The sequence below is a fragment of the Enterobacter sp. kpr-6 genome (assembly GCF_900116015.1).
Classification (GTDB): Bacteria; Pseudomonadota; Gammaproteobacteria; order Enterobacterales; family Enterobacteriaceae; genus Enterobacter_D.
Map to the genome: position 1 here is coordinate 65,142 of NZ_FOYH01000013.1, position 19,916 is coordinate 85,057.

Genomic DNA, 19,916 nt, shown 5'->3' on the forward strand with positions numbered 1-19,916 from the left:
CTTATCCTTTTCGTGTATCAGTGACGTCCGAAGACGGGGCGTTTGCGGTCAAACGTCCAGCCAGGGATGAGATATTGCATCGGGCCTGCATCGTTACGCGCGCCACCCGGCAGGCGTTTATAGGCCTCGTGCGCTTTTTCGATCTGCGCCCAGTCGATCTCAACGCCCAGTCCCGGTGCATCGGGTACGGCAATTTTGCCCTGCTTAATTTCCAGCGGTTCTTTGGTCAGGCGTGCCTCGCCTTCCTGCCAGATCCAGTGCGTATCAATTGCGGTCGGTGTCCCCGGTGCCGCAGCCGCCACGTGGGTGAACATCGCCAGCGAGATATCAAAGTGGTTATTTGAGTGACAGCCCCAGGTTAATCCCCAGTCGTCACACAGTTGCGCCACGCGTACCGCACCCGAGAGCGTCCAGAAGTGCGGGTCTGCCAGCGGGATATCCACCGCGTTTAGCATCACCGCATGGCCCATTTCACGCCAGTTGGTGGCGATCATGTTGGTGGCGACCGGCAGCCCCGTTGCCCGGCGGAATTCCGCCATCACTTCACGTCCTGAGAAGCCCTGCTCTGCGCCGCACGGATCTTCGGCGTAGGTCAGGACATCGTTCAGTCCTTTGCACAGCGCAATGGCTTCGTCGAGCAGCCATGCGCCATTTGGGTCAACGGTAATACGCGCATCCGGGAAACGTTTTTTGAGTGCGCGTGCGGTTTCGATCTCCTGCTCGCCGGGCAGTACGCCGCCTTTGAGTTTGAAATCTTTAAAGCCGTAGCGATCCTGCGAGGCTTCCGCCAGCCGCACCACCGCATCGCTGTTGAGCGCTTCCTGATGACGCAGGTGATACCACTCGTGGTTACCCGCCGTTTTGTCGAGATACGGCAGGTCGGTTTTGTTGCGATCGCCCACGTAGAAGAGATAACCGAGCACGGTCACCGCGTCGCGCTGTTTGCCCGGCCCTAGCAGCTCACAGACCGGGACGTTGAGCGCTTTGCCCAGCAGGTCGAGCAGCGCCGCTTCCAGCGCGGCAACGGCGTTGACGCGCAGTTCAAACGTCCAGGCCCCTTTGCCAAAGGTATCGAAATCCGCAGACTGATTGCCTTTGTGCACCTGCGAAACCACTTTATTTAAGCGGGCCACTTCCTGGCCCATTACCATCGGGATTGCGTCCACCAGCGTCTGGTAAATCACTTCCCCGCCCGGCGCTTCACCCACGCCGGTGTTACCGGCGTTGTCGGTGAGTACCACGATATTGCGGGTGAAATACGCGTTGTGCGCACCGCCGATGTTTAACAACATGCTGTCATGCCCGGCGACAGGGATCACCTTCATGTCGGTAATAACGGGGCTGGATTGTGTCGTCATCATCATTGTCCTTTAACAGGTTTCAGTTCGATACGCTTGATATCACCCACCAGCACCAGGTAGCTCAGTACGGCGACCAGGGCATGAACCCCAACATAAATCAGCGCACCGTTAAACGAACCTGTGGTGCCGACGATGTAACCAATCGCAATCGGCGTCACGATACCGGACACGTTACCGAACATGTTGAACAGACCACCGGACAGACCGCTGATTTCTTTTGGTGCGGTATCTGCCATCACCGCCCAACCGAGCGCGCCGATGCCTTTACCGAAGAAGGCCATCGCCATAAAGCCGATGATCATCCATTCCGCACTCACGTAGTTACACAGCACCATTACCATCGACAGCAGCATACCCAGAACGATTGGCGTTTTACGCGCAATGTTGAGCGAGCCGGTACGACGCATCAGCCAGTCGGAAATAATCCCGCCTAACACCCCGCCGACAAATCCGCAGACCGCCGGAATGGACGCCACAAACCCGGCTTTCAGAATCGACATACCGCGTTCCTGCACCAGATAAACCGGGAACCAGGTAATGAAGAAGTATGTCAGGGCGTTGATGCAGTACTGGCCGATGTAAACGCCAATCATCATGCGGGAACCGAGCAGTTGCTTGATTTGACCCCATTTGACGCTAAACGGCACTTTGGCTTTATCGCTTTTGACGTCCATGTTAATCAACGCGCCACCTTCGGCGATGTAATCCAGTTCTTTCTGGTTCACGCCAGGGTGCTGATTCGGCTCATGGATCACTTTTAACCAGATAAAGCTGATGATGATCCCAAGGCCGCCCATGAAGAAGAAGACGTGTGACCAGCCCACTTCATGCGTCAGCCAGCCCATGATCGGGGCGAAAATAACGGTGGCGAAGTATTGTGCGGAGTTAAAAATCGCTACCGCCGTGCCCCTCTCCTGCGCCGGGAACCAGGCCGCGACAATGCGACTGTTACCAGGGAAGGAAGGTGCTTCTGCAAGCCCGACCAGGAAGCGCAGCGTAAACAGCGCAATGATGATGCCGAAACCACTGAAGATATCGACGAAGCCCTGGAGCAGGGTAAACATCGACCAGATAAAAATGGACCAGAAATAAACACGTTTTGAACCAAAGCGGTCAAGCAACCAGCCGCCCGGGATCTGGCCGATAACATAGGCCCAGGAAAACGCGGAGAAAACGTAACCCATACCAACCGCATCAAGGCCGATATCTTTTGCCATTTCCGAACCAGCAATGGATAACGTGGCGCGGTCGCCGTAGTTGAAAGAGGTGACGATAAACAGCATCACCACGATCCAGTAGCGAGCGTTAGTGCGTTTTTCCGCACTGCTCGCCGCGTGACTTAATGAACTCATTGTTGCACTCCTGAAATTTCGCGTTTAGCTACGCTCACTCTGAACAGCACAACCTGTAGGGGACTCAGAGATGACGTTTCGTGTCTTTATGCAGCTTTTATTTAGGTCGCTTGCCTGCGTACTGCGTCTTTCGTTAACTGGCAGAAGAAGTATAAAAAGGGCTGTCAGGACTCTCACTATGCAAAAACACAATCTTTGCGCGGTAGTTTTCGCCTTTTTGTGGCATAAGCCCTGGCTGCTGGGGGCAACCTCACGGAAATGAAAAGCAGATGCACAAACGGACCGTGCAGGAGAAGGAAAAAGGAAAGAGTGTGAATCAGGTCGCTTGACCTTAGGAAAACGCCCGTTAAAACCACGTCAACGCAAGGGTTTTAATGGCATATGCCCGAAGTCGGGGCACAATCGAAGAAGTAAAATAGTGGCGGGTCGTAAATCGGCTGACTGGCGATAAGAGGGATGCCCTCCAGGTAAGGGGGAGGGCAAAACCTCAGGATATGAGTGTGCTCCAGTGCTCCACCCATGGATTCGATAACGCTTCGGGTTCCGGGTATTCACTGGCATCAATGAGCAGCGTCTCCCCCACTCGCTGCGCCTGCTGTTCACTCAGCAGTGCGTCAAACTTTTTACCGCCTCCGCAAAAATGGGTGTAGGTACTGTCACCCAGCGCAATCACACCGTAATGCAGGCTGTTTTGTAATCCGAGCTTGTCCTGGATGGCGTGAAATAATGGCGCAATGCTGTCCGGCAGATCGCCCTGCCCGGTTGTCGAGGTGATGACCAGCACATAGCTGTTCTGATAACGCTGCCAGTCGTCGAGATCGGCATCTTCATAAACCGTGGCTTTATGCCCGTGACCATTGAGGATGGCTTCAGCCTCTTCTGCCACCAGCAGCGAGTTGCCATACATTGTGCCGACAAATATTCCCACTTCTGCCATGTTATCCACTCCTTGCGTTAGACTTCATTCTCTTCATCCTGGTCGCTACCGCACGCAAACTCAACCCTTTCATTAAGAGGGAGAAGTCCGCGCCAGCCAAACTGTGACAGCGCCTGCATCCAGATATCATCCAGCCCGGCGCGCAAAGTTAACGGCTCGTGGGTAAAGGGATGGGTCAGGACCAGTTCACTGGCGTGCAGCATCAGGCGGTTACAGCCAAAATGTTCGGCGGCGCTGCGGTTTTGCCGCAAATCGCCATGCTTGCTGTCGCCAATAATCGGGTGGCGTAAATGGGAGAGATGGCGGCGTAACTGGTGCTTGCGCCCGGTCTGCGGTAACAGTTCGACCAGCCCGTAACGGGTGGTTGGAAACTTGCCCGTCGCCACCGGCTGCTCGGTGGTCGCCAGGCCGCGATAGTGCGTGACGGCAGGCTGCGGGCCTTTATCGACGCGGGCAAATTTGTCGGCGATTTTATCCAGTTCTTCCACCAGCGGATAATCCAGCATCGCTTCGTCCATCAGCCAGCCGCGCACCACCGCGTGATAGCGTTTCTGGATCTGGTGCGATTCAAACTGTTGTGAAAGGCGGCGGCCAGCTTCGCTGGAAAGCCCCATCAGCAGTACGCCAGAGGTGGGCCTGTCGAGGCGATGGGCGGTGAAAACATGCTGACCGATCTGGTCACGCACAGTTTGCATCACCACCACTTTTTCATCACGGTCAAGCCAGCTACGATGCACCAGCCAGCCGGACGGCTTGTTGACGGCTACCAGCCATTCATCCTGATAGATAATTTCCAGCATCAGGCGTCGTCACCGGAAAACAGCGCGTCCAGATGTTGCAGTTGCACAAGAATAACGTCACGCGCCGGGTGGCTGGCCTCAAGGGCAATTTCATAATAAGGCGCGACGGCAAACGCCTGCGGCAGGGGCTGGCCGCTGTCTAACAGGGCATGCATACGGGGAATGAGCACCCATTGCAGCCATTCAAACGGCGCGAGGGTATCCATACAGAAGGGTTGGTCGCTGTCGAACGCGCTGATGTCTGGTGCAACGGATTGCCAGAGATCGCGATCGCGCATTAGCGCTTCAAGGGTGAGCAACTGCTGGCGCACGGGATGATGAAGGGTCATGAGCATCTCAACTGATAATCAAACTGACGCGCAGAATAGCATTAGTCGGGCCCGAACAAAAAAAGGGAGCACTGTAAAAAACAGTGCTCCCGGTTCGTTTCGCAGCAGTCCAGCTACTTTTGGTGCTCCCTGCTCATCCTTGAAAACTTTTCCTGAGGTCTCCTGACCGTTCATCCCTAAACTATTGCGTCCTGCACACACCACCCCGATGCGTTGTAACTTCATCCGTAAAGCGCATCCCTTAACATCCTTATTCACCGGTCATCCTGTCCGGCTCACGTTCTCCTTCCTGGAGGTGTCCTTTAACGCGTCCTGCGTCGTCCTCTTTGCTTCAGTCCTGAAGCCTTTCCCTGAAACACCATCCTGGTTTGTCCTGTACGATGAGAAACCATCCTGTCTCAACATCGTGTGCGACGTCCTGTCTGCATGAACAGAATCGGCTTTTCTGCGTTGTCTTACAAGGGACTCACAGGAAATGCAGGGGGGTAAACTTCGAATGAAAGATGAGAATAATCCGCTTAATTTGTTGATATAGTTCAAAAAAAGCGTCTTATATCATTAAGGATTTTCTTTTAAGACCTGGTGATCTCCTACAGAGCTTGTAAGAGATCTCTCACAAAAGTGATAGCAAAGTGGATTACAGAAGAGGCTTAAGCTGGTTGAGGAATTCCCCAACGGATGAGGCAAGTACGGTGCGATTGCGGGTGCCCAGCGTCTCTTTAACCACGTCGCCCGTCAGGTTGCAGACGGAGATCACGTCCAGTTCGCTGTCCAGCGTCGCGATAAACAGTGTGGGCGAAAGCTTAAGCCGTTTCTGGGTGACCAGGTGGCCAATCAGATTTTCCTGCACACGCTGAAAATCATCTGCGCTCCAGGTTTGCAGCAGCGTCAGGGAGAGGTCACCAAAACGCGCGGGCATATCACCGGCAAACTGTGTGGAATAGAACGCATGAACTGCTGGTTGTATCACAATATCAAGGGCACGTTCAACCGCGTTTACACCGGGCGCGGCATCGAACGGCTGCGGTTGCCACAGCACACTATTCTGTGTAGAAGAGATCACGCAGGGCGACGGCACGCCATACAGCTCTTCGCTCTGCGGCCAGCTCTGGTGTTGCTCATGCCAGGCATCGCAAAAGCGCGTCGTAAACGCGTTCAGGGCAAGGGCTGTTTCTTTGTCCACCGATTTCTCTCTTAACCAAAGTCAGGATAAACTTGGCGCATAGTTTACCTGCAAAATGGCGATGAAACATGTCTTCTTACGATAACCACCAGGCCCTGGCAGGCCTGACGCTTGGTAAAGCGACCGATTACCGCGACACCTATGACGTCACGCTGCTTCAGGGCGTACCGCGTAGCCTCAACCGCGATCCGCTCGGCCTGCACGCTGATGACCTGCCCTTCCACGGCGGCGATATCTGGACGCTGTACGAACTCTCCTGGCTTAATGCCAACGGATTGCCGCAGGTGGCGGTAGGTCAGGTCGAACTGGCTTATGACAGCCTCAATCTGGTGGAGTCAAAAAGTTTTAAGCTCTACCTCAACAGCTTTAACCAGACGCGTTTTAAAGACTGGGAAGCGGTACTGGAGACCTTAACCCGCGATCTCAGTGACTGCGCGCAGGGTCAGGTGAGCGTGGCGCTTTACCGCCTTGACGAACTGGAAGGGCAGCCGATTGCGCACTTTAATGGCACCTGCATCGATCACCAGGATATCACTATCGATAACTACGAATTCAGCGCCGATTACCTGCAAAACGCGACCGGTGAAAACGTGGTGGAAGAGACGCTGGTGAGCCATCTGCTCAAATCTAACTGTCTCATCACTCACCAGCCGGACTGGGGTTCAGTGCAAATCAAGTACCGTGGCCCGAAAATCGACCGCGAGAAATTGCTGCGCTATCTGGTGTCGTTCCGCCACCACAATGAGTTTCATGAGCAGTGCGTGGAGCGCATTTTTAACGATATTCAGCGCTTCTGCCAGCCGCAGACCCTCAGCGTCTATGCGCGCTACACCCGTCGCGGCGGCCTGGACATCAACCCGTGGCGCACCAATACCGATTATCAACCGGCAACCGGACGGCTGGTTCGCCAGTAATTTACCTGATTTTTAGAATGCGCGCCGCACATTGCGCGCAGAAAGTTGTTAAACGTCATAAGCCAGGGCTATTGTAATCACAGGGAGCGGCGATTTTCGCCCCGTAAGGAGCTCACTTGATTACACATATTAGCCCGCTAGGCTCAATGGATCTGTTGTCGCAGCTGGAAGTCGATATGCTGAAAAGCACGGCCAGCAGCGACCTTTACCAACTGTTTCGTAACTGTTCACTTGCGGTTCTTAACTCAGGGAGTCTGACCGATAACAGCAAAGAGCTGTTATCACGTTTTGAAAGTTTTGATATCAATGTCCTGCGCCGCGAGCGTGGGGTCAAACTGGAACTGATCAATCCCCCGGAAGATGCCTTTGTTGACGGGCGCATTATTCGCTCGCTTCAGGCCAACCTGTTTGCCGTCCTGCGCGACATCCTGTTCGTGAACGGCCAAATCAGCAATGCCGGTCGTTTCCAGCATTTAAATCTGGAAAGCTCTATCCACATTACCAACCTGGTGTTTTCAATTCTGCGTAACGCCCGTGCGCTGCACGTGGGTGAAGCGCCGAATATGGTGGTGTGCTGGGGTGGTCACTCGATTAACGAAACCGAATACCTCTACGCCCGGCGTGTCGGTACGCAACTGGGTCTGCGCGAGCTGAACATTTGTACCGGCTGCGGGCCAGGCGCGATGGAAGCGCCGATGAAAGGCGCGGCGGTGGGTCATGCGCAGCAGCGCTACCGGGATGGACGTTTTATTGGCATGACGGAACCGTCGATTATCGCCGCCGAACCGCCGAATCCACTGGTCAATGAACTGGTGATTATGCCGGACATCGAAAAACGTCTGGAAGCGTTCGTGCGTATCGCGCACGGGATCATCATCTTCCCGGGCGGCGTCGGTACCGCAGAAGAACTGCTCTATCTGCTGGGCATTCTGATGAATCCTGCCAACGAAGATCAGGTGCTGCCACTGATTCTGACGGGGCCGAAGCAGAGCGCCGATTACTTCCGCGTGCTGGATGAATTTATCGTGAACACGCTGGGCGAAGGCGCGCGCCGCCACTATCGCATCATTATCGACGATGCGCCGGAAGTGGCGCGCCAGATGAAAAAAGCGATGCCGCTGGTCAAAGAAAGCCGCCGTAATACCGGGGATGCCTACAGCTTTAACTGGTCGATCCGCATTGCGCCAGACCTGCAAATTCCGTTCGAACCGTCGCACGAAAACATGGCGAATCTGAAACTTTACCCGGATCAGCCCGTGGAAGTGCTGGCCGCCGATCTGCGCCGCGCCTTCTCCGGGATTGTGGCGGGTAATGTGAAAGAAGCCGGCATTCGCGCCATTGAAGCCTGGGGACCTTATAAAATCCACGGTGACAGCGAGATGATGCACCGGATGGACGACCTGCTACAGGGATTCGTCGCTCAGCATCGTATGAAGCTGCCGGGTTCAGCCTATATTCCCTGCTACGAAATCTGCGCTTAACGCCGCAGGGCAGCCATAAGCTGCCCTTATTTCTCGCCGTGTAGCCAATCGTTTGCGTATACATGGCGACCGCCATATATAGATAAAAATTTCACTTAATCACCAGAAAATGCTGTTTAGATCACTTTTTATAGCGATTTTATCGTGTTTTCCAACCTTTGCTTTGATCGCATATGTCGTCAGTGATAGCCTTCGCGACCAGAAATTTTGGAGCGGGATCGTTTATCAGTGCGATGACCTAAAGATAACCCCATTAAAAGTGGATTATTGCATTTGCGATCCCGATCACTGATGCATTCATAACATAAATGTATCTTTCCGCCCGCCAAATGTAGCGGTAAAAAATTATAAAAAAACCGCCACTGAACGAATTTCATATTACCGTCAGGCGTTTTTTCATTGGAAAAAACCAAAAACCTGATATTTAGCTTCCTCCAGGAGATACAGATGGAAACCACTCAAACCGGCACCGTTGCTTCGATTGAATCACGCAGCGCCTGGCGTAAAACAGACACCATGTGGATGCTGGGCCTGTACGGCACAGCGATTGGCGCAGGTGTACTTTTCCTGCCCATTAACGCCGGTGTCGGCGGCATGATCCCGCTGATCATCATGGCCATCATTGCTTTCCCGATGACCTTCTTTGCTCACCGTGGTCTGACCCGTTTTGTACTGTCCGGTAAAAATCCGGGCGAAGACATTACTGAAGTGGTTGAAGAACATTTCGGTATTGGCGCAGGTAAACTCATCACCCTGCTCTACTTCTTTGCGATTTACCCCATCCTGCTGGTTTACAGCGTGGCGATCACCAACACCGTCGATACCTTTATGACGCACCAGTTGGGCATGACCCCGCCGCCGCGCTTTATTCTGTCGCTGATCCTGATCGTTGGCATGATGACCATCGTGCGATTTGGCGAGCAGATGATCGTAAAAGCGATGAGTATTCTGGTGTTCCCGTTTGTTATCGCCCTGATGGTGCTGGCAGCCTATCTGATCCCGCAGTGGAACGGTGCCGCGCTGGAAACCCTGTCATTTGACAGCGCCGCAAGCACCGGCAATGGTCTGTGGATGACCCTGTGGCTGGCAATCCCGGTGATGGTGTTCTCCTTCAACCATTCGCCGATCATCTCTTCCTTTGCCGTGGCAAAACGCGAAGAGTACGGCAATGACGCAGAGAAAAAATGCTCTAAAATCCTGGCCTTCGCTCACATCATGATGGTGTTGACCGTGATGTTCTTCGTGTTCAGCTGCGTGCTGAGCCTGACGCCAGCCGATTTGCAGGCGGCGAAAAGCCAGAACATTTCGATTCTGTCTTACCTGGCGAACCACTTTAACGCGCCGATTATTGCCTGGATGGCACCGATCATCGCCATTATCGCCATCACCAAATCCTTCCTCGGTCACTACCTGGGCGCGCGTGAAGGCTTTAACGGTATGGTGATCAAATCCCTGCGCAGCAAAGGCAAAACCATTGAAATCAGCCGCCTGAATAAAATCACCGCGCTGTTTATGCTGGTAACCACCTGGATTGTCGCCACCCTGAACCCAAGCATCCTTGGCATGATCGAAACCCTGGGTGGTCCGATTATCGCGATGATCCTGTTCCTGATGCCGATGTACGCGATTCAGAAAGTCCCGGCGATGCGTAAATACAGCGGCCAGATCAGCAACGTATTCGTTGTGATTATGGGTCTGATTGCCATCTCTGCGATTTTCTTCTCTCTGTTCAGCTAATCCTTTCGCGCCGCCTGCCCGGGCGGCGCACCCTGGATAACATGGATAACGCATCATGATCAGCGTATTCGATATTTTCAAAATCGGCATTGGCCCTTCCAGCTCGCACACCGTCGGGCCGATGAAAGCAGGTAAACAGTTTACGGACGACCTGATTGCCAGGGGGATCCTGAACGACGTCACCCGAGTGGTGGTGGACGTTTACGGTTCACTCTCTCTGACGGGCAAAGGCCACCATACGGATATCGCCATTATTATGGGCCTGGCAGGTAACCTGCCTGACACCGTCGATATCGATGCCATTGCGGGTTTCATTCAGGACGTCAATACCCATAGCCGACTGCTGCTGGCAAACGGTCAGCATGAAGTCGAGTTCCCGGTAGACCAGTGCATGAACTTCCATGCGGATAATCTCTCGCTGCATGAAAACGGTATGCGCATCAGCGCACTGGCGGGCGATAAACTGATTTACAGCCAGACCTATTACTCCATCGGCGGCGGTTTTATCGTCGATGAAGCGCACTTTGGTCAGAGCAGCGAATCTGCGGTGGCCGTGCCTTATCCCTACAAAAATGCCGCTGATTTACAGCGTCATTGCGAAGAAACCGGGCTCTCGCTCTCCGGCCTGATGATGAAAAATGAGCTGGCGCTGCACACCAAAGCCGAGCTGGAACAGCACTTCCAGAACGTCTGGGACGTGATGCGCGGCGGCATTGAACGCGGCATTACCACCGAAGGCGTTCTGCCTGGCAAACTGCGCGTTCCACGCCGTGCGGCCGCGCTGCGCCGGATGCTGGTCAGCGGCGACAAAAACTCCACCGATCCGATGGCAGTTGTGGACTGGATCAATATGTTCGCGCTGGCGGTTAACGAAGAAAACGCCGCCGGTGGCCGCGTGGTGACTGCGCCGACCAACGGTGCCTGCGGGATCGTCCCGGCAGTGCTGGCCTATTACGACAAATTCATTCGCGAAGTGAACGCAAACTCGCTGGCCCGCTATCTGCTGGTGACCAGTGCGATTGGCTCGCTGTACAAAATGAATGCGTCCATTTCCGGTGCGGAAGTGGGCTGTCAGGGTGAAGTGGGCGTCGCCTGCTCAATGGCGGCGGCGGGTCTTGCCGAACTGCTGGGCGGCAGCCCGATGCAGGTGTGTATTGCGGCGGAAATCGGCATGGAACACAACCTCGGTCTGACCTGCGATCCGGTCGCCGGACAGGTGCAGGTCCCCTGTATCGAGCGCAATGCTATCGCCTCGGTCAAAGCGGTCAACGCCGCGCGTATGGCGCTGCGCCGTACCAGCGAACCGCGTGTGTGCCTCGATAAAGTAATTGAAACCATGTATGAAACAGGCAAAGACATGAACGCCAAATACCGCGAAACTTCACGCGGTGGTCTGGCGATGAAAATTGTCACCTGCGATTAAAATCAGAGCCGGGCAAGCGTCGTCTCGCCCGGCTTTTTGCGAGCCTTCTTCCCGTTTTCCCGCCTGATTCTGGCATCCCTTTCCCGCCCGGTGTTACCCTTAGCACAATGATTTTATTGGGGGTATGCCGTGGCCGTTCATCTGCTCATCGTTGATGCGCTTAATCTTATTCGCCGAATTCATGCCGTGCAGGGCTCTCCCTGCGCGAATACCTGTCTGCATGCGCTCGACCAGTTGATCGTTCACAGTCAACCGACTCACGTTGTGGCGGTCTTTGACGACGAGGCGCGCAACAGCGGCTGGCGACACCAGATATTGCCCGATTACAAAGCCGGTCGCCCGCCCATGCCGGAGAATCTGCACGCGGAGATGCCCGCCCTGCGCGCTGCATTTTCCACACGCGGGGTGGAAAGCTGGGTTTCTGAAGGTAATGAAGCGGACGATCTGGCAGCCACGCTGGCGGTAAAAGTCGCGAATGCCGGGCATCAGGCGACCATCGTTTCTACCGACAAAGGCTACTGTCAGCTTCTGTCACCCACCATTCGTATTCGCGATTATTTCCAGAAACGCTGGCTGGACGCACCGTTTATTGCCCAGGAGTTTGGCGTACAACCGCAGCAACTGGCAGATTACTGGGGACTGGCGGGCATCAGCAGCTCAAAAATCCCCGGCATTGCCGGTATCGGGCCAAAAAGCGCAACGCAGCTGATTGCAGAATTTTCAACGCTTGAGGAGTTGTATTCCCGGCTCGAGGACGTGCCGGAGAAATGGCGTAAGAAGCTGGTGGAACATAAAGAGATGGCGTTTATTTGTCGCGACGTGGCAAGGCTTAAGACGGATTTGCAGATAGACGGGAATTTGCAGCAGTTGCGGCTGGCGCGGTAGTTTTCCTCTCACCCTCACCCCGGCCCTCTCCCTGAGGGAGAGGGGGGAAAGGCGAGTCCGTGCTCGATCTGTTCCCTCTCCCCTGGGGAGAGGGAGAAAGGCGAGCCCGCGCACGATCTGTCCCCTCCCCCTCGCGGAGAGGGTGAAAACCCAGCCCGCGCACGATCTGTCCCCTCACCCTCGCGGAGAGGGGGAAAACCCAGCCCTGTACTCGATCTGTTCCCTCTCCCCTGGGGAGAGGGTTAGGGTGAGGGGTCATTAAAGTACTATCGCTCGTCGCGGCGGCCACCCACTGCGGCCCACCAGCGGCGGACATGCACCGTCACTTCTTCGCGGTCGTGATAAAGCTGGCGTGCCTGAATCGTCACATTAATATCGTGCTGCGCCAGTTGCTCCTGAATGTACGCAAGGTTGTTGGACACTTCCTCATAGCGTTTTTTCATCGGCAGTTTCAGGTTGAATATGGTTTCCCGGCACCAGCCGTTGACCAGCCACTGCACCATCAGCGCGGTGACTTTCGCTGGTTTTTCCACCATATCGCAGACCATCCACGTAATATTGCTGCGCGTCGGGCGATACTTAAAACCATCTTCCCGCAGCCAGGTTACCTGACCGGTATCCATCAGGCTTTGCGCCATTGGGCCGTTATCCACCGAGGCAACCCACATATTGCGTTTCACCAGTTGATAGGTCCAGCCGCCCGGACAGGCACCCAGATCAACGGCGTGCATGCCGTTTGCCAGACGCTCATCCCACTCGTCTGCCGGAATAAAGACGTGGAAAGCCTCCTCCAGTTTCAGCGTCGAGCGGCTTGGCGCATCGGACGGGAACTTGAGACGCGGAATGCCCATATAGAACGGCGAGTTGTTGGTCGGTAACGAATAACCGGTGTAACAGCAGCCCGGCGCAATAAAGAACACATGCACGACCGGGCGTTTTGGCGTTTCATAGTTGGTGAGGATTTTCGCTTCGCGCAGCGCCGCGCGCAGCGGTACGGTGAATTTGCGGCAGAACTTCATCAGCTCTTTGCTTTCATTGGTATCTGCTACTTCAACCCGCAGATCGCCGCCCTTCTCCACCACGCCCTGCAACATGCCGACAATCGGTGTAATACGATCTTCAGGCGGCAGATCCTTCAACAGTTCACCGGCAACAAACATCTGACGGGCAAAAATCATTGAGCTGAACGGCAAATCGCGGATCAGCTTCTCGGCCTCTTCAGGCTGATAACATTCGAAAATCACATAGCCCGTGTTTTCTTTTACGCGGGCAAAACCGAACACGTTAAGCCGCCCGGCTTTATCCGTAATCTCTGCGGCGCACTCTTTCTCAAAACCCGGGCGACACAACAACACAACCTTATTCATGAACTACGCCCTTACGTTTCAGACGAAAAGCACCAATTAACATCAATACCCAACCGGCGAGAAAACAAACACCACCGACTGGCGTAACAAACGCCCACAGGCGCAAATGAGACAGCGCGAGGCAATATAAGCTCCCGCTGAATAACACTGTACCGAGCGCCAGAAACACGCTGCTCCAGTAAAACCAGATACTGATCCGGCGCTGCATCGCCACGGCCAGGCAGAAGATGGCCAGGGTATGAAACGCCTGATATTCAAGGCCGGTATGGATCCAGTCCATTTCTACCGCACCCAAAGACTTACTCAAAACATGCGCGCCAAAGGCTCCCAGCGCGACATAAACAAAGCCACTAATGGCCGCAAAAATCAGCATGAAACGGCTGGTCATGTGGTTACCCTAAAGTCATGCGCAAAACGCGCGATGTGAATTATTGCTCATAACGGAAGCGGAATTTTTCTTGCTCTGTGGCCGCTTTTGCCAGTATCCACTGCCGAAAGGCGGCTATTTTACCCAGTTCTGCCTGACTGTCATGACAAACCAGATAAAAAGCATTTTTGCTCACCAGTACATCATTAAACGGGCAGACCAGACGGCCTGCCTCAATTTCGGACTGCGCCATTACGTTATTGGCGAGTGCGATGCCCTGTCCATGGATAGCCGCCTGAAGCACCATCGCGCTGTGGCTAAATATCGGTCCCTGCTGCACATTTAAATTAAGACCTAACTGGCGCGTATAAGTTTGCCAGTCGCGGCGCGAAGCATCGTGCAATAACGTATGCTTTGCCAGATCTTCAGGGGTTTTCAGGGGCTTATCGCCGGTCAGCAATAATGGAGAACAGACCGGCAACAGGTATTCTGCGTATAATTTTTCAACACGCAAGCCTGGCCAGTTGCCCCGGCCATAAAAAATCGCCACGTCCACATCGTCGGCCAGTTTATCAACTTCACGGTCGACGGCCTGAATTCTGACGTCAATTCCCGGATAAGCTGAGTTAAAGCTGGTGAGTCGCGGCACCAGCCATTGAATGGCGAAACTGGGCAACAAACTGACGGTGAGTGCGCCTTTAGCGCTGCGCGATTGTAATTTACGCGTGGCTTCCGTCAGGTGAGAAAAGATTTCTTTGATGTCCTGAAAATAGCTCTGTCCTTCCTCGGTCAATAATAGCGATCGATTGCGTCGACGGAAGAGCTTGAGGCCCAGGAAATCCTCAAGAGACTTGATTTGGTGGCTTACTGCGGCCTGCGTCACAAACAGCTCATCGGCGGCGCGGGTGAAGCTCAAATGGCGAGCGGCAGCATCAAAAACTCGTAATGCGTTAAGAGGAGGTAATCGCTTTGACATGGTTATCAGGCTTAGATGTTAAGTCAATTTAACAAACAGGAAACACGAGTTAACCTATTAGTTTTTTTTATCTGAGCCATTATAATTTGTCCGTTGAGGAACTACCAGCAAATACCTATAGTGGCGGCACTTCCTGAGCCGGAACGAAAAGCTTTTTTTGGAATGCGTGTTCTGATGGGCTTTTGGCTTACGGTTGTGATGTTGTGTTGTTGTGTTTGCAATTGGGTCTGCTATTTCAGGCCACGGTAGCGAAGCTACCCTTTGTCACTTCCTGTACATTTACCCTGTCTGTCCATAGTGATTAATGTAGCACCGCAAATGCGGTGCTTTTTTTTAATCAAACTTTCTGATTATTTTTCCAGTGCTACCATTTCTTTCACATCAGTACGATTGATCTGCTGTTTATTGCCATTTGCGTCCTTGTACGAAATCATCCCGGTTTCATCATCGGTTTTTGGCTTACCGTCAGAAACAATTGTCCGACCATCATTGGTATGCATGACGTAATTCGGACCAGAACAGGCGCTCAGGGCAAAGGTCATCATACAGGCAGTGATAATTGCAGCAGTCTTTTTCATGATTCTTCTCCTTTTAGCAATTAATGCTATCTGAACCTTCTTAAATAACAGGGTTAAACGTTCACCCAACACTATTCAGCATAACCTGCTTACTTATTTCCGCCAGGATAAACAGATAATTCCGATGGTTAGCAGATCGCTTGTACAAGCGAGCAAATTGAGCGACGATCTTCTTATTGTTATGGGGAATATCATGAACGCTTTTAATCCTGCTCATTTCCGGGCCCAGTTCCCGGCGCTTGCCGATGCGGGCGTCTATCTGGACAGCGCCGCCACCGCGTTAAAACCGCAGGCGGTGATTGAGGCCACGCATCAGTTTTACAGTCTGAGCGCGGGTAATGTGCACCGCAGCCAGTTTGCCGAAGCGCAAAAACTGACGGCACGCTACGAAGCGGCGCGCGATCAGGTCGCCGCCCTGCTCAATGCGCCCGCCGGAAAAAACATCGTCTGGACGCGCGGAACCACCGAAGCCATCAACATGGTGGCGCAAAGTTATATGCGCCCGCGTTTGCAGCCCGGTGATGAAATCATCGTCAGCGAAGCGGAGCATCATGCCAATCTGGTGCCGTGGCTGATGGTGGCGCAGCAGACTGGCGCACAGGTCATCAAACTACCGCTCACCGCTGAAGGCCTGCCGGATGTCGGCCAACTGGATGCACTTATCACGCCGCGCAGTCGCCTGCTGGCGATTGGGCAGATGTCGAACGTAACCGGCGGCTGTCCGGATCTGGCGCGCGCCATTACGCGTGCTCATGCGGCGGGCATGGTGGTGATGGTTGATGGCGCGCAGGGGGCTGTGCACTTTCCGGCTGATGTACAAAAGCTGGATATCGATTTCTACGCTTTTTCCGGTCACAAAATGTATGGCCCGACCGGGATTGGCGCACTGTACGGCAAAAGTGAATTACTCGACGCCATGTCGCCCTGGCTTGGCGGCGGCAAGATGATCACCGAAGTCACGTTTGACGGTTTCAAAACACAGCCGGTACCGTATCGTCTGGAGGCGGGCACGCCAAACGTCGCGGGCGTCATCGGGCTGAGCGCGGCGCTGGAATGGCTGGAAGAGATCGATATGCCCCAGGCCGAAAGTTACAGCCGGGGACTGGCAACGCTGGCCGAAGATGCGCTGGCAAAACGCCCCGGTTTTCGCTCATTCCGCTGCCAGGATTCCAGCCTGCTGGCGTTCGATTTTGCCGGGGTGCATCACAGCGACATGGTGACACTGCTGGCGGAATCTGGCATCGCGCTCCGGGCGGGCCAGCACTGCGCCCAGCCGCTGCTCGCTGCGCTCGGCGTGAGCGGCACGTTGCGGGCGTCGTTTGCACCCTATAATACGCGCAGCGACGTAGATGCGCTGGTCAGCGCCGTCGACCGCGCCCTTGAAATACTGGTGGATGAATGATTAACCCTGCTTTTGCCGGACACCCGTTTGGCAGCGCCGTCACGCCTGAGACGTTGAAAACGATTTTTACCCCGCACATGGCGTGGGAAGACAAATACCGCCAACTCATTTTGCTGGGTAAACAACTGCCGTCACTTTCCGATGAACTGAAAGAACAGGCGCGGGAAATTGCGGGCTGCGAGAATCGCGTCTGGCTCGGATTTACGCTATCTGCGGAAGGTAAATTGCACTTTTTCGGCGACAGTGAAGGGAGAATCGTGCAGGGACTGCTGGCGGTATTATTGACGGCGGTTGAAGGAAAAAGCGCCAGTGAATTACTGGATGCCGATCCGCTGGCGCTGTTTGATGAACTGGGATTGCGCGCCCAGCTCAGCGCCTCACGTAATCAGGGACTGACGGCGCTGGCAGCCGCCGTCCAGGATGCCGCGCGTCAGGCCTGACGTGCGGCTTTCGCCATCATTTTCTTGAGGGCGTGCGACACCGCCACAAAACCAAAGGTGGCGGTGACCATGGTGGCGGCACCAAAACCGGAGGCGCAGTCCATACGTTTCGGGCCTTCGGCGGTGCTTTTCATCGCGCACACCGAACCATCCGCCTGCGGGTAAACCAGCGCTTCGGTCGAGAACACGCAGTCCACTCCCAGCTTGCCTTTACTGTTTTTCACCACGCCAAAGTCGCTTTTCAGTCTTTCACGCAGTTTTGCCGCCAGCGGATCCTGAATGGTTTTCGCCAGATCGCTGACCTGGATCTGCGTCGGATCGATCTGCCCGCCCGCGCCGCCGGTGGTAACTAAAGGAATTTTGTTACGACGGCAGTAAGCAATCAGCGCCGCTTTCGGGCGCACGCTGTCGATCGCATCAATCACATAGCTGAAACCAGCGCTCATATACTGAGCGACATTCTCTGCGGTGACGAAATCATCCACTACCGTAACCCGGCATTCGGGATTGATCTGGCGTATACGCTCAGCCATGACCTCGGCTTTCGCCAGCCCGACATTATCGCGTAGCGCATGGATTTGCCGGTTGGTATTGGTGACGCAGACGTCATCCATATCAATTAATGTGATCGCACCGATACCGGTACGCGCCAGCGCTTCCGCCGCCCAGGAGCCTACGCCGCCAATACCCACGACGCAAATATGCGCATCGGCAAAGAGTTGCAGGGCAGACTGACCATATAAACGCGCCGTGCCGCCAAAACGTTGACGCCAGGTATCACTGATTACCGCAGACATAAAACCTCAGAAATGGAGTTGATGATTTGTCCCCCCTCACCCTAACCCTCTCCCTCAGGGAGAGGGAACAGATCGAGCACGACCTGCCTTTCTCCCTCGCCTTTGGGGAGAGGGTACAGATCGAGCACGGCCTGCTTTTCTCCCTCTCCTTTGGGGAGAGGGCCGGGGTGAGGGGAAACAAAGCCTACCACACTTACCCGCTAAACACGTTACCGGAACCCGCCCCCGGCGCGGTCTTCAGCACCCAGACGCGGCCATAGTGGTTATACCATCCGGCGCGATGCCCGGCATCTGCACCAATCCCCTGATAAATATCAAAATGCTGGCCTTTGATTGCGCCGCCCACATCCAGCGCCACCATCAGACGCAGTTCATACTGACCGGAAAATTTACCGGCATTATCCAGCACCGGCACTTCCGCCAGGAGCGTTGTGCCCGCGGGAACAATGCTGCGATCGGAAGCCACTGACGCGCGACCAATCAGCGGCACGGCGCTGGCACCTTTCACCGGTGCGTAGGATTGCGGTTTGAAGAACACAAAGGACGGATTTTGCTCCAGCAGCTCACGCACCTGCGCCTCGCTGTGGGTTTCCCCCCAGTGGCGGATCGCCTGCATCGACATATCTTCGCGCTTCACTTCCCCGCGATCGATCAGCACCTTGCCGATGCTGTAATAGCCGTGACCATTTTTCCCGCCGTAGCTGAAGAAGTTAAGCGGGGTGCCGTCGCCAAAATCGATATAGCCGCTGCCCTGCACATCCATAATAAAGTTGTCCATCAGCGAGTTGCTGTAGGCGAGGATGTAATTGTCGCTCAGCGCCCCGGCGTAAATTTCCGCGCGCGACGGCAGACGCCCGCGCTTAGGCGGCATACGGTAGATGGGGTACTGGAACTCGCCCTGACGGGTATGGCGCGCCTGCACGACCGGCGTGTAATAGCCGGTAAACTGCACATTGCCGTAGTTATCCGCGCCTTCCATCTGCCAGGCATCAAGCCCGAACTGGCGCATGTTGCGCGTGTCGCCGCCTGCACGCAGCCAGTCCTGCACGGCGTTATAAATAGCGCTTTGATTCCCGTACAGGCGCGGTGATGCGGTGCGGATCTGACTCACCTGCTCGGCAAAATCGCCGCCGTTAATCGGCGCGCCCACGGCGTCAGGCTGGTTAACTAAAGAGAAAGGCTGGGTAAATTTCCCGTCTTTATATTGTTGACCGCGATCGGTCGGTTTTGAAGAACAGGCGGCAAGGAGTGCAACCATCGCGCCTGTTACAAGGTATTTAGCCCAACGTCCTTTCATCGTGTCTCATCTTTTACTTAAGTCGAATGCGTGCGTTGAAGATAACAAACCGCTAACGCTAAAGGAACGCGCGAACACGCTTTCCCTCCCGGACTGTATATTAAATAATCTATCTGCCCTATTTTTGCGCAGGCATTAGGGCAAATTCACTATTTCGTTGAAAAAAGGTTGCGTCAAAGAGTCAGCGGAGTATAGTGCGCTTCCACGGACGCGGGGTGGAGCAGCCTGGTAGCTCGTCGGGCTCATAACCCGAAGGTCGTCGGTTCAAATCCGGCCCCCGCAACCAATTA

Annotated in this window: 19 protein-coding genes and 1 tRNA gene; 8 read left to right on the forward strand and 12 right to left on the reverse strand. The window is 54.6% G+C overall.

All coding sequences use genetic code 11. The annotated features are described in order from the left end of the window. Nucleotides 1-17: 17 nt before the first annotated feature. The 6 genes from BM373_RS20430 to syd all read right to left on the reverse strand — a co-directional run bounded on the left by BM373_RS20430 (nt 18) and on the right by syd (nt 5,962). A complete protein-coding gene (locus tag BM373_RS20430; RefSeq protein WP_090465777.1) occupies nt 18-1,358 on the reverse strand; it encodes an enolase C-terminal domain-like protein in 1,341 nt (446 codons plus the stop codon). A 2-nt stretch (nt 1,359-1,360) separates the two neighbouring features. Next, nucleotides 1,361-2,713, reverse strand: coding sequence for a galactarate/glucarate/glycerate transporter GudP (gudP, locus tag BM373_RS20435; protein WP_090465780.1), 1,353 nt, complete (start codon nt 2,711-2,713; stop codon nt 1,361-1,363). A 487-nt stretch (nt 2,714-3,200) separates the two neighbouring features. Continuing rightward, on the reverse strand, nt 3,201-3,650 hold the full coding sequence (locus BM373_RS20440) for a flavodoxin (RefSeq protein WP_090465783.1): 450 nt from the start codon (nt 3,648-3,650) through the stop codon (nt 3,201-3,203). A gap of 17 nt (nt 3,651-3,667) precedes the next feature. Continuing rightward, nucleotides 3,668-4,450 (reverse strand): tRNA pseudouridine(65) synthase TruC, encoded by a 783-nt coding sequence (gene truC / locus BM373_RS20445; RefSeq protein ID WP_090465786.1) that lies wholly within the window; start codon nt 4,448-4,450, stop codon nt 3,668-3,670. Continuing rightward, nucleotides 4,450-4,779, reverse strand: coding sequence for a YqcC family protein (locus BM373_RS20450; RefSeq protein ID WP_090465789.1), 330 nt, complete (start codon nt 4,777-4,779; stop codon nt 4,450-4,452). The genes truC and BM373_RS20450 overlap by 1 nt, the downstream gene beginning before the upstream one ends. Nucleotides 4,780-5,416: 637 nt before the next feature. Beyond that, a complete protein-coding gene (syd, locus tag BM373_RS20455) occupies nt 5,417-5,962 on the reverse strand; it encodes a SecY-interacting protein (protein WP_090465792.1) in 546 nt (181 codons plus the stop codon). Nucleotides 5,963-6,030: 68 nt separating this feature from the next. Between syd and queF the strand changes: the two genes are divergently transcribed. The 5 genes from queF to xni all read left to right on the forward strand — a co-directional run bounded on the left by queF (nt 6,031) and on the right by xni (nt 12,402). Next, complete coding sequence (gene queF, locus BM373_RS20460) at nt 6,031-6,876, forward strand: NADPH-dependent 7-cyano-7-deazaguanine reductase QueF (protein WP_090465795.1); 846 nt, start codon at nt 6,031-6,033, stop codon at nt 6,874-6,876. 116 nt (nt 6,877-6,992) lie between these two features. Next, nucleotides 6,993-8,357, forward strand: a complete 1,365-nt coding sequence (gene ppnN / locus BM373_RS20465) for a nucleotide 5'-monophosphate nucleosidase PpnN (protein WP_090465797.1) — start codon at nt 6,993-6,995, stop codon at nt 8,355-8,357. Between the two features lie 447 nt (nt 8,358-8,804). Continuing rightward, entirely contained in the window at nt 8,805-10,094 is a 1,290-nt protein-coding gene (locus BM373_RS20470; RefSeq protein ID WP_090465800.1) for an HAAAP family serine/threonine permease, read from the forward strand. 55 nt (nt 10,095-10,149) lie between these two features. Further along, entirely contained in the window at nt 10,150-11,517 is a 1,368-nt protein-coding gene (locus BM373_RS20475; protein ID WP_090465803.1) for an L-serine ammonia-lyase, read from the forward strand. 129 nt (nt 11,518-11,646) lie between these two features. Next, nucleotides 11,647-12,402: a flap endonuclease Xni gene (xni, locus tag BM373_RS20480; RefSeq protein WP_090465806.1), complete on the forward strand. Its 756-nt coding sequence runs from the start codon at nt 11,647-11,649 to the stop codon at nt 12,400-12,402. Nucleotides 12,403-12,668: 266 nt separating this feature from the next. On the opposite strand, the gene rlmM is transcribed toward xni, so the two are convergent. From rlmM to BM373_RS20500, 4 genes are all read right to left on the reverse strand, one after another. Next, on the reverse strand, nt 12,669-13,769 hold the full coding sequence (rlmM, locus tag BM373_RS20485; protein ID WP_090465809.1) for a 23S rRNA (cytidine(2498)-2'-O)-methyltransferase RlmM: 1,101 nt from the start codon (nt 13,767-13,769) through the stop codon (nt 12,669-12,671). Beyond that, nucleotides 13,762-14,157, reverse strand: coding sequence for a DUF423 domain-containing protein (locus tag BM373_RS20490; protein ID WP_090465812.1), 396 nt, complete (start codon nt 14,155-14,157; stop codon nt 13,762-13,764). The genes rlmM and BM373_RS20490 overlap by 8 nt, the downstream gene beginning before the upstream one ends. A gap of 40 nt (nt 14,158-14,197) precedes the next feature. Then, on the reverse strand, nt 14,198-15,112 hold the full coding sequence (gene gcvA, locus BM373_RS20495) for a glycine cleavage system transcriptional regulator GcvA (protein ID WP_090465816.1): 915 nt from the start codon (nt 15,110-15,112) through the stop codon (nt 14,198-14,200). A gap of 350 nt (nt 15,113-15,462) precedes the next feature. Continuing rightward, the gene (locus tag BM373_RS20500; RefSeq protein WP_090465819.1) at nt 15,463-15,690 is read right to left on the reverse strand and encodes a YgdI/YgdR family lipoprotein; all 228 of its coding nucleotides are present in this window, start codon (nt 15,688-15,690) and stop codon (nt 15,463-15,465) included. A 193-nt stretch (nt 15,691-15,883) separates the two neighbouring features. Here BM373_RS20500 and csdA point away from each other — a divergent pair, with 193 nt between their 5' ends. Continuing rightward, complete coding sequence (gene csdA / locus BM373_RS20505) at nt 15,884-17,092, forward strand: cysteine desulfurase CsdA (RefSeq protein WP_090465822.1); 1,209 nt, start codon at nt 15,884-15,886, stop codon at nt 17,090-17,092. Beyond that, the gene (gene csdE / locus BM373_RS20510) at nt 17,089-17,532 is read left to right on the forward strand and encodes a cysteine desulfurase sulfur acceptor subunit CsdE (protein WP_090465824.1); all 444 of its coding nucleotides are present in this window, start codon (nt 17,089-17,091) and stop codon (nt 17,530-17,532) included. The genes csdA and csdE overlap by 4 nt, the downstream gene beginning before the upstream one ends. Here the strand turns inward: csdE and tcdA are convergent. After that, on the reverse strand, nt 17,523-18,329 hold the full coding sequence (gene tcdA, locus BM373_RS20515; protein ID WP_090465826.1) for a tRNA cyclic N6-threonylcarbamoyladenosine(37) synthase TcdA: 807 nt from the start codon (nt 18,327-18,329) through the stop codon (nt 17,523-17,525). The two genes, csdE and tcdA, sit on opposite strands and share 10 nt — an antisense overlap. Nucleotides 18,330-18,522: 193 nt before the next feature. Next, nucleotides 18,523-19,626: a murein transglycosylase A gene (mltA, locus tag BM373_RS20520; protein WP_090465829.1), complete on the reverse strand. Its 1,104-nt coding sequence runs from the start codon at nt 19,624-19,626 to the stop codon at nt 18,523-18,525. Nucleotides 19,627-19,835: 209 nt separating this feature from the next. Here mltA and BM373_RS20525 point away from each other — a divergent pair. Further along, a tRNA-Met gene (locus tag BM373_RS20525) sits at nt 19,836-19,912 on the forward strand. Nucleotides 19,913-19,916 lie beyond the last annotated feature (4 nt).

What these genes read in the sequence shown, in the direction of transcription:
- gcvA (WP_090465816.1), bottom strand. Translation starts at nt 15,112, where the DNA reads ATGTCAAAGCGATTACCTCCTCTTAACGCATTACGAGTTTTTGATGCT.
- gudP (WP_090465780.1), bottom strand. Translation starts at nt 2,713, where the DNA reads ATGAGTTCATTAAGTCACGCGGCGAGCAGTGCGGAAAAACGCACTAAC.
- BM373_RS20440 (WP_090465783.1), bottom strand. Translation starts at nt 3,650, where the DNA reads ATGGCAGAAGTGGGAATATTTGTCGGCACAATGTATGGCAACTCGCTG.
- BM373_RS20475 (WP_090465803.1), top strand. Translation starts at nt 10,150, where the DNA reads ATGATCAGCGTATTCGATATTTTCAAAATCGGCATTGGCCCTTCCAGC.
- tcdA (WP_090465826.1), bottom strand. Translation starts at nt 18,329, where the DNA reads ATGTCTGCGGTAATCAGTGATACCTGGCGTCAACGTTTTGGCGGCACG.
- BM373_RS20470 (WP_090465800.1), top strand. Translation starts at nt 8,805, where the DNA reads ATGGAAACCACTCAAACCGGCACCGTTGCTTCGATTGAATCACGCAGC.
- queF (WP_090465795.1), top strand. Translation starts at nt 6,031, where the DNA reads ATGTCTTCTTACGATAACCACCAGGCCCTGGCAGGCCTGACGCTTGGT.
- mltA (WP_090465829.1), bottom strand. Translation starts at nt 19,626, where the DNA reads ATGAAAGGACGTTGGGCTAAATACCTTGTAACAGGCGCGATGGTTGCA.
- BM373_RS20490 (WP_090465812.1), bottom strand. Translation starts at nt 14,157, where the DNA reads ATGACCAGCCGTTTCATGCTGATTTTTGCGGCCATTAGTGGCTTTGTT.
- csdE (WP_090465824.1), top strand. Translation starts at nt 17,089, where the DNA reads ATGATTAACCCTGCTTTTGCCGGACACCCGTTTGGCAGCGCCGTCACG.
- BM373_RS20450 (WP_090465789.1), bottom strand. Translation starts at nt 4,779, where the DNA reads ATGACCCTTCATCATCCCGTGCGCCAGCAGTTGCTCACCCTTGAAGCG.
- csdA (WP_090465822.1), top strand. Translation starts at nt 15,884, where the DNA reads ATGAACGCTTTTAATCCTGCTCATTTCCGGGCCCAGTTCCCGGCGCTT.
- truC (WP_090465786.1), bottom strand. Translation starts at nt 4,450, where the DNA reads ATGCTGGAAATTATCTATCAGGATGAATGGCTGGTAGCCGTCAACAAG.
- BM373_RS20500 (WP_090465819.1), bottom strand. Translation starts at nt 15,690, where the DNA reads ATGAAAAAGACTGCTGCAATTATCACTGCCTGTATGATGACCTTTGCC.
- BM373_RS20430 (WP_090465777.1), bottom strand. Translation starts at nt 1,358, where the DNA reads ATGACGACACAATCCAGCCCCGTTATTACCGACATGAAGGTGATCCCT.
- rlmM (WP_090465809.1), bottom strand. Translation starts at nt 13,769, where the DNA reads ATGAATAAGGTTGTGTTGTTGTGTCGCCCGGGTTTTGAGAAAGAGTGC.